This is a genomic window from Rhizobium sp. Root1334, assembly GCF_001426665.1.
Classification (GTDB): domain Bacteria; phylum Pseudomonadota; class Alphaproteobacteria; order Rhizobiales; family Rhizobiaceae; genus Pararhizobium.
Genome location: NZ_LMEY01000001.1, coordinates 805,111 through 823,283, shown reverse-complemented (window position 1 = coordinate 823,283; position 18,173 = coordinate 805,111). Strand labels below are relative to the sequence as shown.

18 protein-coding genes are annotated in these 18,173 nt (G+C 58.7%); 9 read left to right on the top strand and 9 right to left on the bottom strand.

Features of this window, described 5'->3' with window-relative positions; all coding sequences use genetic code 11:
* Window position 1 precedes the first annotated feature (1 nt).
* On the top strand, window positions 2-1,306 hold the full coding sequence (locus ASD36_RS03980; protein ID WP_082511880.1) for an O-antigen ligase: 1,305 nt from the start codon (window positions 2-4) through the stop codon (window positions 1,304-1,306).
* A gap of 11 nt (window positions 1,307-1,317) precedes the next feature.
* On the opposite strand, the gene ASD36_RS03975 is transcribed toward ASD36_RS03980, so the two are convergent.
* Together ASD36_RS03975 and ASD36_RS03970 are read right to left on the bottom strand one after the other, a co-directional pair.
* Complete coding sequence (locus ASD36_RS03975; protein ID WP_060500298.1) at window positions 1,318-2,538, bottom strand: adenylate/guanylate cyclase domain-containing protein; 1,221 nt, start codon at window positions 2,536-2,538, stop codon at window positions 1,318-1,320.
* A 220-nt stretch (window positions 2,539-2,758) separates the two neighbouring features.
* Window positions 2,759-3,799, bottom strand: coding sequence for a glutamine synthetase beta-grasp domain-containing protein (locus ASD36_RS03970; RefSeq protein ID WP_060500296.1), 1,041 nt, complete (start codon window positions 3,797-3,799; stop codon window positions 2,759-2,761).
* 497 nt (window positions 3,800-4,296) lie between these two features.
* On the opposite strand from ASD36_RS03970, the gene ASD36_RS03965 reads away from it, so the two are divergent.
* Window positions 4,297-4,488 (top strand): DUF2735 domain-containing protein, encoded by a 192-nt coding sequence (locus ASD36_RS03965; protein WP_060500294.1) that lies wholly within the window; start codon window positions 4,297-4,299, stop codon window positions 4,486-4,488.
* A gap of 552 nt (window positions 4,489-5,040) precedes the next feature.
* Here the strand turns inward: ASD36_RS03965 and ASD36_RS03960 are convergent.
* From ASD36_RS03960 to ASD36_RS03935, 6 genes are all read right to left on the bottom strand, one after another.
* Window positions 5,041-5,430, bottom strand: coding sequence for a DUF930 domain-containing protein (locus tag ASD36_RS03960; protein ID WP_060500293.1), 390 nt, complete (start codon window positions 5,428-5,430; stop codon window positions 5,041-5,043).
* A gap of 144 nt (window positions 5,431-5,574) precedes the next feature.
* Window positions 5,575-6,036 carry a YbaK/EbsC family protein gene (locus ASD36_RS03955; protein WP_060500290.1) on the bottom strand — a complete coding sequence of 154 codons (462 nt, stop codon included), beginning with the start codon at window positions 6,034-6,036 and terminating at the stop codon, window positions 5,575-5,577.
* Between the two features lie 66 nt (window positions 6,037-6,102).
* Window positions 6,103-6,291: a hypothetical protein gene (locus ASD36_RS03950; protein WP_060500289.1), complete on the bottom strand. Its 189-nt coding sequence runs from the start codon at window positions 6,289-6,291 to the stop codon at window positions 6,103-6,105.
* A gap of 63 nt (window positions 6,292-6,354) precedes the next feature.
* A complete protein-coding gene (locus ASD36_RS03945) occupies window positions 6,355-6,609 on the bottom strand; it encodes a GlsB/YeaQ/YmgE family stress response membrane protein (RefSeq protein ID WP_060500287.1) in 255 nt (84 codons plus the stop codon).
* A 255-nt stretch (window positions 6,610-6,864) separates the two neighbouring features.
* The gene (gene rhaI, locus ASD36_RS03940) at window positions 6,865-8,157 is read right to left on the bottom strand and encodes an L-rhamnose catabolism isomerase (RefSeq protein WP_060500285.1); all 1,293 of its coding nucleotides are present in this window, start codon (window positions 8,155-8,157) and stop codon (window positions 6,865-6,867) included.
* Window positions 8,158-8,171: 14 nt separating this feature from the next.
* Window positions 8,172-10,271 (bottom strand): bifunctional rhamnulose-1-phosphate aldolase/short-chain dehydrogenase, encoded by a 2,100-nt coding sequence (locus tag ASD36_RS03935; protein ID WP_060500283.1) that lies wholly within the window; start codon window positions 10,269-10,271, stop codon window positions 8,172-8,174.
* A gap of 213 nt (window positions 10,272-10,484) precedes the next feature.
* On the opposite strand from ASD36_RS03935, the gene ASD36_RS03930 reads away from it, so the two are divergent.
* From ASD36_RS03930 to ASD36_RS03900, 7 genes are all read left to right on the top strand, one after another.
* Entirely contained in the window at window positions 10,485-11,297 is an 813-nt protein-coding gene (locus ASD36_RS03930; RefSeq protein WP_037105479.1) for a DeoR/GlpR family DNA-binding transcription regulator, read from the top strand.
* 122 nt (window positions 11,298-11,419) lie between these two features.
* Window positions 11,420-12,409 carry a rhamnose ABC transporter substrate-binding protein gene (gene rhaS / locus ASD36_RS03925; protein ID WP_060500282.1) on the top strand — a complete coding sequence of 330 codons (990 nt, stop codon included), beginning with the start codon at window positions 11,420-11,422 and terminating at the stop codon, window positions 12,407-12,409.
* A 229-nt stretch (window positions 12,410-12,638) separates the two neighbouring features.
* Window positions 12,639-14,135 carry a sugar ABC transporter ATP-binding protein gene (locus ASD36_RS03920; protein ID WP_060500280.1) on the top strand — a complete coding sequence of 499 codons (1,497 nt, stop codon included), beginning with the start codon at window positions 12,639-12,641 and terminating at the stop codon, window positions 14,133-14,135.
* Window positions 14,132-15,112: an ABC transporter permease gene (locus tag ASD36_RS03915; protein ID WP_060500278.1), complete on the top strand. Its 981-nt coding sequence runs from the start codon at window positions 14,132-14,134 to the stop codon at window positions 15,110-15,112. The genes ASD36_RS03920 and ASD36_RS03915 overlap by 4 nt, the downstream gene beginning before the upstream one ends.
* Window positions 15,112-16,116: an ABC transporter permease gene (locus ASD36_RS03910; RefSeq protein WP_060500276.1), complete on the top strand. Its 1,005-nt coding sequence runs from the start codon at window positions 15,112-15,114 to the stop codon at window positions 16,114-16,116. The genes ASD36_RS03915 and ASD36_RS03910 overlap by 1 nt, the downstream gene beginning before the upstream one ends.
* 7 nt (window positions 16,117-16,123) lie before the next feature.
* The gene (gene rhaM / locus ASD36_RS03905; RefSeq protein WP_060500274.1) at window positions 16,124-16,438 is read left to right on the top strand and encodes an L-rhamnose mutarotase; all 315 of its coding nucleotides are present in this window, start codon (window positions 16,124-16,126) and stop codon (window positions 16,436-16,438) included.
* Window positions 16,439-16,442: 4 nt separating this feature from the next.
* Complete coding sequence (locus ASD36_RS03900) at window positions 16,443-17,810, top strand: FGGY-family carbohydrate kinase (RefSeq protein WP_060500272.1); 1,368 nt, start codon at window positions 16,443-16,445, stop codon at window positions 17,808-17,810.
* Window positions 17,811-17,835: 25 nt separating this feature from the next.
* On the opposite strand, the gene ASD36_RS03895 is transcribed toward ASD36_RS03900, so the two are convergent.
* Window positions 17,836-18,150, bottom strand: a complete 315-nt coding sequence (locus ASD36_RS03895) for a helix-turn-helix domain-containing protein (protein WP_200954867.1) — start codon at window positions 18,148-18,150, stop codon at window positions 17,836-17,838.
* Window positions 18,151-18,173: the final 23 nt, after the last annotated feature.

Below are 18,173 nucleotides of genomic sequence, written 5' to 3'. Positions count from 1 at the left end.
AATGAAGATTGCGAAGGCCAGTCTTGTGAAGCCGGGCGAAAACTTCCTCTACGGGGTTTTCGCCCTCACCATTTCCTATTTCGTCTTCGCCTATTCCGGGCGCTTCGGCCAGATCTCGATCTTGGTCTATTACGCCGTCTGGCTGCCTCTGGTGCTTGTTGACTACCGACGGGCACTGGGAAATTACGTCAAATATATCTGGATCTTCGCCTTTGCAGTTTTCGCGCTGCTCTCCGTCTTCTGGTCGGCCGCACCTGGCACCACGACAAGAGCGGGGATTCAGTATCTATCCCATGTCATCTGCGCGCTGATTGCCATGCGGGCACTGGATGTAAAAACGCTGACGCTCGGCTCGGTCACGGGTGCCGGCTTGGTGCTGCTCTATTCACTGCTGTTCGGCGTTTATCATTTTGATCCGCTCGACGGGACAGTTAGTTTCGTCGGGGCGTTCGATTCCAAGAACCAGCTCGGCTTCTATGCGTCGCTTGCGGTCTTCTTCAGTTTCTCGGCGGTCGTGCTGCTGAAGCAGCGAGGGCTGTGGCTTCCGGTCTGTGGGGTGATCGGTCTTCTTGCGGCCTATTGTCTCTATGCATCGCAGTCCGCAACTTCGGTTCTGACAACGGTCGCAGTCCTTGGGATCACCGTCGGCATGCAGGTATTTTCGCTGCTGCCGCCGAAAAGCCGCAAGCTGCTGTTCGTTGCCGCCACCATCTTCGGTACGGCAGTTGTGATCGGGGCCATATATGGTGGCGCGATCGACAGTGTTCTCGGTGCTTTCGGCAAGGACTCGACCCTCACCGGCCGCACGTATCTATGGCAACAGGGAATTGAGGCGGCACGCGCATCGCCGGTGATCGGTATCGGCTATCAGGCCTATTGGGTACAGGGTTTTTCCGAACCGGAACGGTTGTGGGAGGAGTTCTTCATCGGTTCCCGCGGCGGTTTTCATTTCCACAATACCTATATCGAAACGATGGTCGAAACCGGCGCGATCGGGCTTCTTCTTTTGACCGCGCTGTTTCTTGCAGGTCTGTTCGGTCATCTCAAAAGAGTGTTGGCCGAGAGGCAGGGTTTTGAACCCTTGGTGCTGTTTGGCATTTCCACCCTGTTGTTCGTGCGCTCTTTTGCGGAAATCGATGTGATCTTCCCCTATCAGATCGGCTCGTTCCTGCTCTATATCGCCGCTGGAAAGCTGACCATGCCGGCGCCGGAAAGCGCGACGGTGCTAGCCCCGGCGTTGACCGGGGAAGCGGTACAGTCGATGATTCATCCGGGAGGTCCCGGTTCCACCTATCTGTACAGGTAGGCGGACGGTCATCAGAAAGCGAAGACCCCAATCGGCTCACTGAGACCCCTTAGCGTGTAGGAACCGAGATTCTCCAGGTCGGTCTGGCATTTGGCCATTTCGGCAAAAGCCTGCGACAGCAGGACTGGCCGCTTGAGTTCCTTCGTCAGGCTTTCGAGCCGCGAGGCGACATTGACCGTCGGGCCGATGACGGTGAAGTCGAGGCGGCTGCGCGAACCGATATTGCCATACATCACGTCACCGACATGCACGCCGATGCCATAACCAAGGGCTTGATGGCCCTTTTTGACGTTCTCCTCATTCAGCGTCGCCATCGCGGCCTGCGCTTCACGGATCGCCGCAAGAAGATCGCCGCACGCGCTGGTCTTGTCGAGCGGGAAAATGGCCAGCAGGCCGTCGCCCATGAATTTCAGGATCTCGCCGCCGTGCTTTTCGATTGGCTCGGCCATGGCGTCGAAATAGCCGTTGAGCAGCTCGATAACGTCGTCGCGCGGCCACATGTCGGAAATGCCGGTAAAGTCGCGCAGGTCGCAGATCAGGATCGCAGCGCGGACCGTAACCCCGCTGCCGCGCGTGGTGGCACCGGCAAGGATCTGCTCGCTTGCATGCGGCCCGACATAGGTTTCGAGCAGTGTCCGGGCGAGGCGGTTTTTCAGGCGGATTTCACTGACCAGCGCAAAGGCCGGCAGCAAGTCGGCCAGCGCCGCAACATCGTCATCGGTGAAGCCGCCCGGCCGGTCGCTGCCGAAGGTAATGATGTGGTGCTTGCCCAATGTATGCTCTAGCGGCCAGGCGATGTAATCCGTGTGACCTTCAGCGCGCAGTTCATCATAAAGAGGATAGGGTGGGGCGTTGGCGGAGGCTGCCGGTTCGAGGCGCTGGCGGACCACCTTTGCGCCGCTGTGGATGTCGTTGACGGGGCTGTGGCGATAGCGGTCACTATCTTCGATGCCGAAACCGAAGGTTTGGATATCAGCTTCCTGCATGCCTCTCTGCCACAGGATTCGCGCACCCAGCCATTGCGGGTGAAGGATGCGGAAGTGAAGCGTGCCGCGAGAGACCGGTATACCGGCCTGATTGAGCCTGGCGCACATCTCAACGAAGATATTGTCGATGAAACGCTCGTCGCGCGTCTCGGTCATCAGCCAGTCGATGATGCTGCTGCTGTCGCCCGGCAGCGTGTCAGCGCTCTCGCGAGGCAGGCTGGAAGCGGCGCTGGATGGAACTTGCATGAATACATCCTGTCGTGGTCTTCGGCACTTTGAACGACAAACTTAGTCACGGTGAAGCGCGAATACCAGTGTCGGAAGTTGCCTATCGTATTCGAAGCACGAGGAGGTGTCGGCCCTGGCGCGATGGCCGGTTCTGTCTGAGTTCTGCACAGTCGTAATAGAAATGGCGCCGCCCTGAACAGGCGACGCCATGAAAGTCCATCCGGTATTGCTGCCGAACTTAGGCTGCGGCCGAAATGCTGCCTGCGGTCGGAACTTCGGCAATCGTCTTCAGGATCTGCGAAGCGATCTGGTAGGGGCAGCCCTGCGAGTTCGGGCGGCGATCTTCCAGGTAACCCTTGTAGCCGTTGTTGACGAAGGAGTGCGGGATGCGGATCGACGCGCCACGGTCAGCAACGCCGTAGGAGAACTTGTTCCACGGAGCTGTTTCGTGCTTGCCGGTCAGGCGCTTGTCGTTGTCGGGGCCGTAGACGGCGATGTGATCCAGAAGGTTCTTTTCGAAGGCGGCCATCAGGGCTTCGAAATACTCCTTGCCGCCGACTTCGCGCATGTACTTGGTCGAGAAGTTGGCGTGCATGCCCGAGCCGTTCCAGTCGGTGTCGCCGAGCGGCTTGCAATGGTATTCGATGTCGATGCCGTATTTTTCGGTCAGACGCTGCAGGAGGTAGCGGGCCATCCAGATTTCATCGGCGGCGCGCTTGGAGCCCTTGCCGAAAATCTGGAATTCCCACTGGCCCTTGGCCACCTCGGCATTGATGCCTTCGTGGTTGATGCCGGCCGCGAGGCAGAGATCAAGATGCTCTTCAACGATCGTGCGGGCGATATCGCCAACATTCGAATAGCCAACGCCGGTGTAGTATGGACCCTGCGGAGCCGGATAGCCGGTTTCCGGGAAGCCGAGCGGGCGGCCGTTCTTGTAGAAGAAATATTCCTGCTCGAAGCCGAACCAGGTGCCTTCGTCGTCAATGACGGTGGCGCGGCTGTTGGAAGCATGCGGGGTGACGCCATCCGGCATCATCACTTCGCACATGACGAGCGCGCCGTTGGTGCGGGCCGGATCCGGATAGATCGCAACCGGCTTCAGTACGCAGTCCGACGAGCGGCCTTCAGCCTGCATCGTCGAGGAACCATCGAAGCCCCAGAGCGGCAGCTGCTCGAGCGCCGGAAATGCGTCAAATTCCTTGACCTGTGTCTTGCCGCGAAGGTTCGGGACCGGGGTATATCCGTCGAGCCAGATATACTCGAGCTTAAATTTCGTCATTTCTAACCTCTCATGGGTTGCTGATGCACAGCATCCGGATCGTTTAAGTCATGCTGCGCCGCCAACGGCTGACAACCTACATGCATGGCCCGTGCCAGTTTCGGGAGAGGGCGCCGTTTCACTCGGTTTTCTTGCTGTTGAGGCAGAAGGGGATATGCGGGACGCATCAAAATCATAAAGCGGTTGGCTGCATTGAAGGCGCTGGCATGATTGAGCTTTTTGCACCGGTTTTCTTGATTTCGGCGTGTCTTTCTCTTCTTGTTTAAGGGAGAAGGGAGCGTCCTGAGTAAAAAATGCGCAGAGCTTGCGACAATTTGACTTGAGTGCATACGCCCAAAATTTATCTCGAAAATTCCCCGAAAAGCGCCATGCCTAAAAAATAGCCTATATTTTAGGCGGATTGATTTTTTTTTAATCAATCCGCGCAAATCGCGCGCGAGTCTGTTATGCTCGTTGCAAGCAGCCCCATTGAGGTCTGTGAAAAAGGAAAAGGCACTATGGCAATGATGTCTCCGGCCGATACGGCCAAGATTATCGAGTTCCCCGCCGGTGGGCGGAAGTTGGGTGGCCGCCGCTTCGAGCAGTCTGCCACGATCGCGGATATCCGGCCGAAGCAGGTCCTTACCGTCGATTACAGCAACTGGTATCACGACGAAGCCGTCCGTGAGGAACAGAAGCCGAAATCCTGAACGGCCATCAGGCTGAAAATTCCGATTGCCGCACTCGCGGGGATCGTGCGCCGTTGCGGTGCTGAGGTGGTGCGTTGACTGTTGTTCCGCATCTTGGAGGGGATGGCTGGCCGTCGTTGCCGGACTATCGTTCGAACCATCATTTACATCGTGCATTCATGATGGATGCTGCCGACAGAGCATCTGCGCTTTTGGCCTTACGAGCTTTGCAAGCCGGTCATGGTTAACAAATATTACCGACGCCGAAGGCGGGTGTGGCGAAATTTTAACCTTTGAGGCGCAAATTTGGGCGGAATCGTTCTTTGGGTGCACCTGAATCGTTCGCTGGTGCGTTACTTGAGAAGAGATTTGGCGCAATCGGCGGAATAATCCTGCCGAGGCGGGCAAAGATCACCGCAGGCCGGGAGCCATACGGTCTCACGCATTCCTGCGGGTCAAAGGATGTTCGACATGACCGACCATATCATGAAGACACTCTTGAACATCATGGCTGCGCTGTCTTTCGGCGCTATCATGGTCCTGTTCATCGCTCTATAGCAGCAAAAGCGCTGCTCACGGATAGAGATAATGCGCGTCCCACTGGTCATGCGGGATGAGGTCACCGATTTTGTAATTGAACGACAGAATCTCGATATGGTCGGGGCCGGTGCTGCACTTGTATTTCAGCTTGTACCATTCGCCTTTGCTGCGAAACACGGCGCCCGGCGCCTTCAGATTGTCGGCATCGACGATCGGGTCCGCAAACGTGTAGGCAATGACCTTGTCAGGCTTGAACGATGATTGGTCGGCGCTGATCTTCCACATTGCCTCCGTGTCGCATCGCTGTTCCAGGCGGGTCTGCGGGTCGAGTTTTTCGAATTGCTTGACCAGTGACTGATCCATGGCTGCTGCCGGCGCCGCAATCGCGGCGATCAGCAAGAGCGGGCAAACAAGCCTGTTCATTGCGTCGTCAACTCCTTCGTCATGTCAGAAAAGGGAAGCAGCAAGCGCGCTTCACGGGGCGATGTGTACCGCGACTGATATTAACTTCAAGGAAACATTTGTGTTCATTCCAAGGCAGGCGCACCCGAGCCGCGCGGGTAAGCCTCAGGTCTCTGAGACATCGATCCATTCTGCGGCGGCCAGGCGGGCCATCCGCTCCGGATTGATCCGCACTGCTGCATGCGGGGCGCCAGCGGCAGGTACCACCTCGTCATAGGCCTTCAGTGAAATGTCGCAAAAGACCTTGTGCGGCTTGGCAAGGCCGAAGGGACAGACGCCGCCAACGGGATGACCTGTTTCTTCCTCGACTTCTTCGAAACCGAGCATGCGGGCCTTGGTCGAAAATCGGGCCTTGTACTTCTTGTTGTCCAGCCGGGCATCGCCGCGCGTGACGATCAGGATCACTTCATCTGCCACCCGTAAGGCCAGCGTCTTGGCGATTTGCGCCGGCTCGACACCATGGCCCTCGGCCGCAAGCGCCACGGTGGCGGTGCTTTGCGCAAGCTCGATGACGGCAATATCGGGGGCGTGTTCGGCAAAGAAGGTCTTGACGGAAGAGATGCTCATTGGATGGTGTGGCTTTTCTGATGGGGGCCGCCCGGATGGCCCGGGCGATAGAGTGCGGGTAATCTTTCAGTCGTCGTTCGATGCGTCAAGATTTTCCGGACGTATGCCTTCCTGGTCGTGCGGCAGGTAGCCATGGCTGGTGAACCAGTTGATCAGGATCGCGGCGATTGCCTCGTCGCGTGTGTGCATGCCGGGATGATCGGAAATGAAGGATTGAATTGCTTGTTCGATCCGCGGATCGTAAACGTCAGACATGATATCTCCTGAAGAAAGGTCGTGGGCATGCCGGTGGCCAAACCGGCACGATGCCATGACGCCTCAAGCTTGCTTGATAACGCGGATCAGCACGAGAAGGATAACGGCGCCTATTGTCGAATGGATAATGGCTGCCAGGATACCGCTGCCGATGCTAACGCCGAGGTAGGGAAAGAGTGTGCCGGCGATGAACGCGCCGATAATGCCAATGACAATATTCCCGATCAGGCCGAAGCCGAAACCCGAAACGATCAAGCCTGCAAGCCAGCCGGCAATGGCGCCGACGATAAGAAAGACAACAATGCTCTCGATACCCATGGATGGTTCCTTTCCGTTGTATCTTTGAAAGAAACTAGTGCAGGAACCGGTTCGCGATAAGGGGAAGCTTTCAGAAATATAGGCGATTCCAACGCATAAGCAGCAAATTCATGGATTGCCCCTCACCTAGCCCTCTCCCCGCGGGCGGGGAGAGGGGATGACGGAGTTTACCGCTTGTCCCTTCTCCCCGCTTTAACGGGGAGAAGGGACCCGTTAGGGCGGATGAGGGGCGCTCTTGTTGGATCAACGGACGGTTTAGACGATCCCGCCACCGCCGCTCCTTGAGGCTGGCCGTTCGCCGGAAACCTTGGTGCGGTAACCGCTGGCCCGGTAGGCGGCAACCGGCGAGATGGCGCCGCCGGCCTCGTAGCGCGCCATGGCCAGGATCGGCTCGACATGGGTGCGGAACGCCGCCTTCAGCGTTTCCGTGGCCATCAGCGCGTCGTTGCCATCCTGATATTCTTCCAGCGCCTTGCGATCGACAAGCAGTGCCTGCGCATAGGCGCGGCTGACTTCGGTCGCCGAGTTCATCAGGCTTTCGATTGGGTCGGTGACATTATGGCTCTGGTCGAGCATGTGCATTGGCGCAAAGCCATCGGCCTTGCGCGTTTCCGCATCGACCAATTCGTTGAAGACAAGGAACAGGCGATAAGGATCGATCGAGCCCGTATCCAGATCGTCATCACCATATTTCGAATCGTTGAAATGGAAGCCGCCGAGCTTCTTGAACTGGATCAGCCGGGCAACGATCATCTCGATATTGACGTTCGGTGCATGGTGGCCAAGATCGACCAGGCAATGGGCCTTGGGGCCGAGTTCCTGGGCGATCAGATAGTTGGTGCCCCAGTCCTGCACCACGGTCGAATAGAAGGCCGGTTCGAACATCTTGTGCTCGGAAAAGATTTTCCAGTCCTCCGGAAGTCCCTTGTAGATCGCTTTCATCGCGTCGAGATAACGCTCGAAGCTCTTGGTGAAATTGCTCTGGCCGGGGAAGTTGGAGCCGTCGCCGATCCAGACGGTGAGTGCCTTGGAGCCGAGCGCCTTGCCGATGGCGATACATTCGAGATTGTGATCGACCGCCTGCTGGCGTGTCGCCGCATCGGAATGGCTGAGTGAACCGAACTTGTAGGAATGCGCCTGATCGGCCGCGTCGGAGAAGGTGTTGGAGTTCATCGCGTCGAAGCCGAGACCCAGCGCGTTGCCCTTTTCCTTGAGTTCCTTCAGGTCATCGACCTTGTCCCACGGGATATGCAGCGAGACCGTCGGCGTCGCCTTCGTCAGTTGCTGGATGACCGAGCAATCCTCGATCTTGTCGAAAATGTTGCGCGGCTCGCCGGTACCGGGAAAGCGGGCAAAGCGGGTGCCACCGGTGCCAACGCCCCAGGATGGAACGGCAACTCCGTAAGCAGATACTTTCGCTTTGATGGCACCGATATCGATGCCCCGACGCGCCAGTTGCGTCCCGAGGTGATCGTAATCGGCCTTCAGGTCGGCAAGGTGCGCAGCATTGTCGGCGTCGATGACGTCTTGTTTGATCATCCGTGTCATGGGGCTTCTCCGGCTCAGCGCGTGAACGACTGGGCATTGCCCGCATCGACATTGATGATGTTGCCAGTCGATTTGGCCGACATGTCGGAGGCGAGGAAGTAGATCGCTTCGGCAATGTCTTCCGGGAAGACGCTGAGTTTCAGCATCGATCGCTCACGGTACATCGCTTCCAGTCCTTCCATATCCGTCTTGTAGACGGCGGCGCGCTGTTCCTTCCACTCGCCGCTCCAGATCTTTGAACCGCGCAAAACGGCATCCGGATTGACGACGTTGACACGGATCTGGGCGGACGCGCCTTCGAGCGCCAGGCAGCGGGCGAGATGGATTTCGGCAGCCTTGGCCGTGCAATAGGCGGATGCGCCGGGAGAGGCGGCAAGGCCGTTCTTGGAGGCGACAAAGACAACGTTGCCGCCAGCCTTCTGGTTGCGGAAGATACGGAAGGCTTCGCGCGATACCAGGAAATACCCGGTCGCCAAAATATCCATATTCTTGTTCCACAGCGCCAACGTCGTGTCTTCGATCGGCGCAGAAGAGGCGAGACCGGCATTGGAAACGAGGATGTCGAGGCCGCCGAATTCGAGAAGCGTGTCGGCAAAGCTCTTTTCTACGGCGGCTTCATCGGTGACGTTCATGGTGACAGCGCGGACGAAATCCTTGCCGTAGCGGCCACCGAGTTCGCCCAAGGCGGAGGCAAGCGCCGCCTCATCGATATCGGCAAGCACGACGCACGCGCCTTCCTGCATCAGGCGGTGAGCTGTCGCCTTGCCGATGCCGCCGGCGCCGCCGGTGACCAGCGCGATCTTGCCGGCCAGCATTTTCGGCTTCGGCATGCGCTGCAGTTTGGCTTCTTCAAGCAGCCAGTATTCGATATCGAAGGCTTCCTGTTCCGGCAGGCCGACATAGGTCGAGACGCCGGATGCGCCGCGCATGACATTGATGGCGTTGACGTAGAATTCGCCGGAAATACGGGCCGTTGCCTTGTCCTTGGCAAAGGTGATCATGCCAACGCCGGGGATGAGATAGACGACCGCATTCGGGTCGCGCATGGCAGGGCTGTTGCTGCGCTTGCAGCGTTCGTAATAGGCGGCGTAACCGGCGCGGTATTCGGCGATCGCGGCTTCAAGGCCGGCCAGCGTCTTGTCGATGTCCGGATAGGCCGGATCGAAATCGATCACCAGTGGGCAAATCTTGGTGCGCAGGAAATGGTCAGGGCAGGACGTGCCGAGCGCTGCCAGTGGCTCTAGGTTTTTCGATGTGACGAAATCAAGCACGGCCTGGCTATCGTCGAAATGCCCAAGCTTGCGCTCGTCGGCACTGATCATGCCGCGAATGACCGGCATCAGTTTCAGCGCAATGGCGCGGCGCTCAGTGGCCGGCAGAACGAGTTTTACTGCGCCGCCAAAGGCGGGAGTGGTATTCTCGGTCTCGAACCAGGCAATCGCCTTGTTGATGATCTCGACGGTGGTCTCGTAGGCTTCCTTGGCTGTGTCGCCCCACGTAAAGAGCCCGTGGCTTTCTAGGATCAGGCCGCGTGCGTTCGGATTTTCAGCGCAGAATTTCGAAAGCCAAAGGCCAAGCTCGAAGCCGGGACGCTTCCAGGGCAGCCAGCCGATATCGGCGCCAAAGATTTTCTGGGTCAGTTCCCGGCTGTTCTTCGATGCTGCAATGGCGATGATCGCATCCGGATGCATGTGATCGACATGCTTCTTCGGCACATAGGCATGCAGCGGTGTATCGATCGAAGCGGCACGCGGATTGAGGTTGAAGGTGCAGTGTGGCAGATAGCCGACCATTTCGTCTTCATGCTCAAGGCCACGATAGAGGCCCTTCAGCGCTTCCAGCTTCTCCATATAGAGTGTCGAAAAGCCGTCCATCTTGATAGTGCCGACGTCACCGCCGGAGCCTTTGACCCAGAGAACCTCGACCGTGCCGCCGCCGAGCGGGTCTTTTTCCATGACCTTGGCGGAGGTGTTGCCGCCGCCGTAATTGGTGATGCGCTTGTCGGAACCGAGCAGGTTGGAACGATAGAGAAGCCGTTCCGGCTCGCTCATCGCGGCTGCCTTGGCGTCATCCCAGAGATTGGCAAGGCGCGAGCCTTGTTGCTTGTCGAGCATCGATCATTCCTCCCGGTCAATTTTGCGCTGGCCTGCTGGATTTTGCGGGGCAAAGGGCGCATTCGTTGCGATCAGATCACACAAAATTCGGCCGCATGTCAATCATAAACGATCAAAAACAATCATATTGCACTGCACAATGAAAAAATATGATTGTTTGTGATTGACAATGCGCGGTCATGATGGAAGCATAGACAATATTGGAGGAACCTAATGCACGAGAAAGAGCGACACAGGATCATTCTGTCAGCGGTCCAGGACAAGCCGGTCATCACCGTGCCTGAACTGGTCGATCTGACCGATAGTTCTGAAGCGACGATCCGCAGGGATATCGCGGCGCTGCATGTGCAAAAACGCCTGCGCCGGGTGCGCGGTGGTGCTGAAGCGATCAATCCACCGCAGTTCGTCGGCCTTGCCGGCCGCCCGTTCAGTGTCAACGAGGGCTTGCATGCCCGCCAGAAGCAGGCGATTGCCAAGGAGGCCGTGGCGCTCTGTCAGGATGGCGAGCCGATCATCATCAATGGCGGCACCACGACATTCCAGATGGTGCATTTCCTCGCCAATCGCCGCATGCAGGTGTTCACCAACTCCTTTCCGATTGCCGAGCACCTGCTCAAGCACTCAAAGAACACCGTGATGCTCTCCGGCGGCACGATCTACCGGGAGCAGAACATCATCCTCAGCCCGTTCGATAATGACGTGACGCGCAATTTTTATGCGCGCCGCATGTTCATGGGTGCGCAGGGGCTCGGCCCGCTCGGCCTGATGGAAGGCGATCCGCTGCTCATCCAGGCGGAGCAGAAGCTGATCGACCAGGCCGATGAACTCGTTGTCCTGATCGACTCGTCGAAATTTCACAAACGTTCCAGCCTCATTCTGTGTGGGCTGAAGCGCATCACCACGGTGATCACGGATTCGGGCATCGAGGACCGGCATGTCCAGATGCTCGAAGATGCAGGCGTCGGCTTGGTCATCGCCAATACGCGCTCGGGCATTGTTGAAGAGAATGCTTCCTCGTCGGCATAAGGTCGGCGGGAGGAGGGGAGTGGGAACCGCCGATGGCATCAAGCCGGCTGGCAAAGTTTTGAGAGCATACGGCCGAATGAACGCGATCATTGTGACCGCGCGGCTTCAGGGAGGAGAACGTCATGAAAATTTTCAAGGCATTGATGGTCACGACAGCGGTTTCGCTGGCACTGATGACAAGCGCGGCGCATGCGGAAAACAAGAAGATCGCCTTGGTCGTCAAGGCGCTCGGCATCGGCTTCTTTGAAGCGGCCAACAAGGGCGCCCAGGAAGCGGCCAAGGAACTCGGCGATGTCGAGGTGATCTACACCGGCCCGACGACGACGACGGCCGAAGGCCAGATCGAGGTCATCAACTCGCTGATCGCCCAGAAGGTCGATGCGATTGCAGTTTCGGCCAACGACACCGATGCCCTGGTTCCGGCGCTGAAGAAGGCCATGGACCGCGGCATCAAGGTCATTTCCTGGGATTCGGGTGTCGCCAAGGAAGGACGTTCGATGCACCTGAACCCGTCGTCCAGCCCGCTGATCGGCAATATGATCATCAAGCTTGCCGCCGACCAGCTGCCGGATGGCGGTGACGTCGCCGTTCTCTCTGCAACGGCCACCTCGACCAATCAGAATACCTGGATCGAGGAAATGAAGAAGGTTCAGGGCAACTACAAGGGCATCAATGTCGTTGCCACCGTTTACGGTGATGACCTTGCCGACAAGTCCTATCGCGAAACGCAGGGCCTCATTCAGTCCTACCCGAACCTCAAGGCGATCATCGCTCCGACCTCCGTCGGCATCGTTGCGGCAGCGCAGGCCGTTGAAGACGCGGGTAAGGTCGGCCAGATCAACGTCACCGGTCTCGGCCTTCCCTCGGAAATGGCGGGCCACGTCAAGGCCGGTTCGTCGAAGTCCTTCGCCATCTGGAACCCGATCGACCTCGGCTATTCCGCCACCATGATCGCCTATGACCTGATCGGCGGTGCGGAAGCAAAGCCGGGCGCCGAACTGAAGATGGGCCGCATGGGCACCGTCAAGCTCGACGACAACAACGAAGGCGCCATGGCCGACCCGTTCGTCTACGATGCCAAGAACGTCGAAGAGTTCGCCAAGATCTTCTGATTTTTGAAGGCCTACTCGCAGGCTGATGCCCCTCATCCGCCCTGTCGGGCACCTTCTCCCCGTAAACGGGGAGAAGGAACAAGCGGCGGCCTCGGTCATCCCCTCTCCCCGCCTGCGGGGAGAGGGCTAGGGTGAGGGGCAATCGCGCAAGCGATAGCCTGCCGATAATTTTCAATTTCAAATCACACCGGTGGATTGCCTCTTGCTGCAGGAAACGACCACATCGCGGATGAAACCCGCTGTCGCGCTTGAGGGCATTTCCAAGTCCTTTCCGGGCGTTAAAGCGCTGTCCGGCGTCTCGCTCGCCTTGTATCCCGGCTCCGTCACGGCGCTGATCGGCGAAAACGGCGCGGGTAAGTCGACGCTCGTGAAAATCCTCACCGGCATCTACCAGCCGGACGGCGGCACGATCCGGGTTAATGGGGAAGGAACCCATTTCCCGACGGCCATGGCCGCCGCACACGCCGGTGTCACGGCGATCCATCAGGAAACCGTGCTGTTCGATGAACTGTCGGTCGCTGAAAACATCTTCCTCGGCCATGCGCCGCGCGGCCGTTTCGGGCTGATCGACTGGACGACGCTCAATAACAATGCCCGTGACCTGCTGCGCCGTGTCGGTGCGGATATCGATCCGACCATCCGGCTGCGCGACCTCGGCATTGCCAACAAGCATATGGTGGCGATTGCCCGCGCCCTGTCGATCGACGCCAGCGTCGTGATCATGGACGAGCCGACGGCTGCCCTGTCGCACAAGGAAATCCATGAGCTTTATGAACTGATCGACCGGCTAAAAGCAGACGGCAAGGCGATCCTGTTCATCAGCCACAAGTTCGATGAAATCTTCCGCATTGCCGACCGCTACACCGTATTCCGTGATGGTGGCATGGTCGGCGAGGGGTTGATTGCCGACGTCACCCAGGATCAGCTGGTCAAAATGATGGTCGGCCGCGATGTCGGTCAGGTCTTCCCGAAGGTCGATGTCGATATCGGCGAACCGGTGCTGACGGTTTCGGGCTACCGTCATCCGACTGAATTCGAAGACATCAATTTCGAGCTGCGCCGCGGCGAAATCCTTGGTTTCTACGGTCTGATCGGTGCGGGCCGCTCCGAATTCATGCAGTCGCTGATCGGTATCACCCGGCCATCCGCGGGTGCGGTCAAACTTCACGGCGAAGTGCTGGTCATCCGATCTCCCGCCGAGGCGATCGAGGCCGGTATCGTTTACGTACCGGAGGAGCGCGGCCGTCAAGGCGCGATCATCGGCCTGCCGATCTTCCAGAACGTCACGCTGCCTTCGCTGCAGAAGACTTCACGGGCCGGTTTCCTGAAGCTCGCCAATGAGTTTGCCCTGGCGCGCGACTATACGCAGCGCCTCGATCTTCGCGCTGCCTCGCTCGATCAGGATGTCGGCACACTGTCAGGCGGTAACCAGCAGAAGGTGGTGATCGCCAAATGGCTGGCGACGCAGCCGAAAGTGATCATCCTCGATGAACCGACAAAGGGCATCGATATCGGCTCCAAGGCTGCGGTGCATGCCTTCATGAGCGAACTGGCAGGGCAGGGATTGAGTGTCATCATGGTCTCCTCGGAAATTCCCGAAATCATGGGCATGGCCGACCGGGTCATCGTCATGCGCGAAGGCCGCATTGCCGGGCGTTTTGAGCGTGCCGAACTGACGGCTGAAAAGCTGGTGCGGGCCGCCGCTGGCATCGGGGAGGCTGCGTGATGGCAAAATTGTTGAAGAACCGCGAAATCCTGCTGGTCGTCGCCATCGCTATATTGCTTGCGGCGATTACCCTGCGTTTCCCAGGCTTTATCGCGCCTGCCAATCTGGCGCGTGTCTATAATGACACGTCGATCCTGATCATTCTGGCGCTCGGCCAGATGGCCGTCATTCTGACGCGCTGCATCGATCTGTCGATGGCGGCCAATCTGGCGCTGTGCGGCATGGTCGCCGCCATGCTCAATGCGGCGTTTCCGGGCATTCCGATTCCGCTGGTCATTTTGGTGGTTGTGGCCCTTGGCGCTCTCCTCGGTTCGATCAATGGCCTGCTGGTCTGGAAGCTGGAAATCCCGCCGATTGTCGTGACGCTCGGAACGCTCACCATCTTTCGCGGGAGCATTTTCCTTCTGAGCAAGGGCGCGTGGATCAACGCCCATCAGATGAGCGATGCCTTCAAGGCGCTGCCACGCACATCACTGATCGGCTTTCCGGTTCTGTCCTGGCTCTCAGTTCTGGCAATCGCCGCCGTCTATATCCTGATGACGCGCACGGCGGTCGGCCGGGCTTTCTTCGCTGTCGGCGGCAATCCGCATGCGGCCGTCTATACCGGCATCGATGTCGGCCGCACGCGCTTCTTCGCCTATTGCCTGTCCGGCGGTCTCGCGGGTCTCGCCGGTTATCTCTGGGTATCGCGCTATGCCGTTGCTTACGTCGATATCGCCGCCGGTTTCGAACTCGATATCATCGCGGCCTGCGTCATTGGCGGCATTTCGATTGCCGGTGGCATCGGTTCGGTCGGCGGTGCCGTGCTCGGCGGCCTGTTCCTCGGCGTCATCAAGAATGCTCTGCCGGTCATCAATATCTCGCCCTTTGCCCAGCTGGCGATTTCCGGAACGGTGATCATCATCGCTGTTGCCGTCAACGCCCGCACCGAAAAGCGCAAGGGACGTGTCATTCTGAAGAAAGCGGAGGCGGTCTGATGGCGGAGGCGCATCTTTCACCCCGGATCATTCCGGACCGGCTGCAAAGTCGGGGCAGCCGGGCGCTAAAAAGCTGGGAGAGCCTGCTTCTGGTGGTGGCGATTGCGATTTTCGCGATCAATTCCTTCGCGTCGCCCTATTTCCTCGATCCGTGGAACCTGTCCGACGCGACGTTCAATTTCACCGAAAAGGCGTTGATTGCCTTCGCCATGGCTCTGGTCATCATTTCCGGCGAGATCGACCTCTCCGTCGCCTCGATCATCGCTTTGTCCTCGACCGCCATGGGGCTTGCCGTCACCATGGGCGCCGATATGCCGATGCTTGTCGTCGTCGGTCTCGGCACCGGTCTGCTTTGCGGTGCTATCAACGGCCTGCTGATCACCGGTCTGGGCCTGCCATCGATCGTGGTGACTATCGGCACTATGAGCCTGTTTCGCGGCCTGTCCTTCATCATATTGGGCGATCAGGCCTATACGGGCTATCCGGCCAGCTTCGCCTATTTCGGCCAAGGCTATGTTTGGTGGGTCTTCTCGTTCGAATTCGCGCTGTTCGTGTTCTTCGCAATTGTCTACAGCGTGCTGCTGCACAAGACCAATTTTGGCCGCGCCGTCTATGCCATCGGCAACAATCAGACGGCGGCGCTGTTTTCCGGCGTCCGCGTCGGCCGGGTCAAGTTCATCCTGTTCCTGCTCACGGGCCTGATGGCCGGCATTGCCTCGATCTGCCTGACCTCGCGCCTCGGCTCCACGCGTCCGTCGATCGCGCTCGGTGTCGAATTGGAAGTGGTGACAATGGTGGTGCTCGGTGGTGTCAGCATTCTCGGCGGCTCCGGTACCATTCCGGGCGTCGTGCTTGCCGCCTTCATCATGGGCATGGTCACCTTCGGCTTCGGGCTTCTCAATGTACCGGGTATCGTCATGTCGATCTTCATCGGCGTGTTGTTGATTTCCGTCATCGCATTGCCGATCCTGTGGTCACGCGCACGCCGCCGCAGGGCGCATTGAGGATATTATGGAAAAATACGCTTTTCGCATGCGGCTCAACCCAGGCATGACTGAAGAATACAAGGCGAGGCATGACGCGATCTGGCCGGAACTGTCCGCGTTGCTGGCGGAGGCCGGGGTGTCGGATTACTCGATCCATCTCGATGAAGAGACTAACCTGCTGTTCGGTGTTCTCTGGCGGCGGGATGATCACACCATGGCCGATCTGCCCAAACATCCGGTGATGCAGAAATGGTGGGCCTATATGGCTGACATCATGGAGACGAAGGCCGATAACGAACCGGTCGCCGTCCCGCTTGTTCCCGTCTTTCATATGAAGTGATCCCATGAAGACCATCGCCGTCATCGATATCGGCAAGACGAATGCCAAGGTCGCCTTGGTTGATCTCGACCGGTTCGAGGAAACGGCGGTGCGCAAGACCGCCAACGGCGTCGTGACCGAAGGTCTCTATCCGCATTTCGATGTCGAGCGCCTGTGGCGTTTCATCACCGAAAGTCTCGCCGCACTGAATGCCGAGACGCCGTTCGACGCGATCTCGGTGACCACCCATGGGGCAACAGCGGTGCTGCTCGACAAGAACGGCGATCTCGCCCTGCCACTACTGGATTATGAATTCACCGGCCCTGACACACTGTCCGGTGACTATGACAAAGTACGTCCGCTCTTTGCCGAGACCGGCGCGGCGCGGCTACCAATGGGATTGAACATCGGTGCGCAGATCTACTGGCAGGAACAGACATTCCCTGACCAGTTTGCCGATGTCGCCAGCATCCTGACCTATGCGCAATATTGGTCCTACCGGCTGACCGGTGTTCTTTCCACCGAACTGACGTCGCTCGGCTGCCATACCGATCTGTGGAATCCCTATTTTGCCGACTTCTCCACGATGGTCGACACTCGCGGCTGGCGGCCGCTGTTTGCACCCGTTCGGCGCGCCAGCGATGTTCTGGGTGGATTGACACCGCAGGCGGCGAGGGACACCGGCCTACCCATCGGTCTGCCGGTCTATTGCGGCATTCACGATTCCAATTCCTCGCTGCTTCCGCATGTGCTGACGCGGGCCGCCCCTTTCTCGGTTGTGTCCACCGGGACCTGGGTGGTGATGATGGCGATGGGCGCAAGGAAAGTGGCGCTGGACGAAGCGCGCGACACGCTGATCAACGTCAATGCGCTCGGCGATCCCGTCCCATCGGCGCGGTTCATGGGCGGACGGGCATTCTCGACGCTGATCACTGATCCGGCAGTCGCGGTTTCGGAGGATGTCGAGGCGCACGTGGCGGCTGCCCAATGGATGCTTCTGCCATCGGTGCCGGAAGGTTCGGGGCCTTTCCCGCATGCCAAGGCGCGCTGGACCTGCGACGAGGCCTCGTTGACAGGCCCGCAGCGGCTCGCCGTTGTTTCTTTCCATCTGGCGATGATGACGGCCAGTTCGCTCGAACTGATCGGCGCTCAAGGTGAGATCGTGGTCGAAGGGCCGTTTGCGGTCAATTCGAGTTATCTGCGGATGCTGAAGGCGGCGACCGGCCGGCCGGTGCTGATCGGCAGCCAGAGTGCCACCGGGACCAGCCTTGGCGCCGCCTGTCTTGCCGATGCCAGCCAGGCGCAGGCGCACACGGTGGAATTTAAAGGTTCCGTTCCTGAAACGTATGTTGCCTATGCGGCAAGCTGGATGAAACACATCCAGTCTTTATAGACGGCGCCGGGGACGCATGCGTCGCTTATGCCGATCCGGCCCTGTTGTCGGCGCAGAAGATTGCTGACAAGAGGCCCGGAAACCGCGCCTCCAGGTCATCCTGCCGCAAGGACATATAGATGACCCGGCCCTCCGGCCGTTGCCGGATGACCCCGGCCTCGCGCAGCACGCGCCAATGATGCGTCATCGTCGATTTCGAAACATCGGTCACGAAATCGCTGCAGATACACTCGCCGAGCGCAATCTGTTTGACCGCGGCCAGCCGGATGGGGTTTCCCAGAGCCAAAAGGATGTCGGGCAGGCGAAGGTCTTCACGCGTGGGATGATGGTCGTTCATCATGCGAAGATAATAAACAGTTCGCG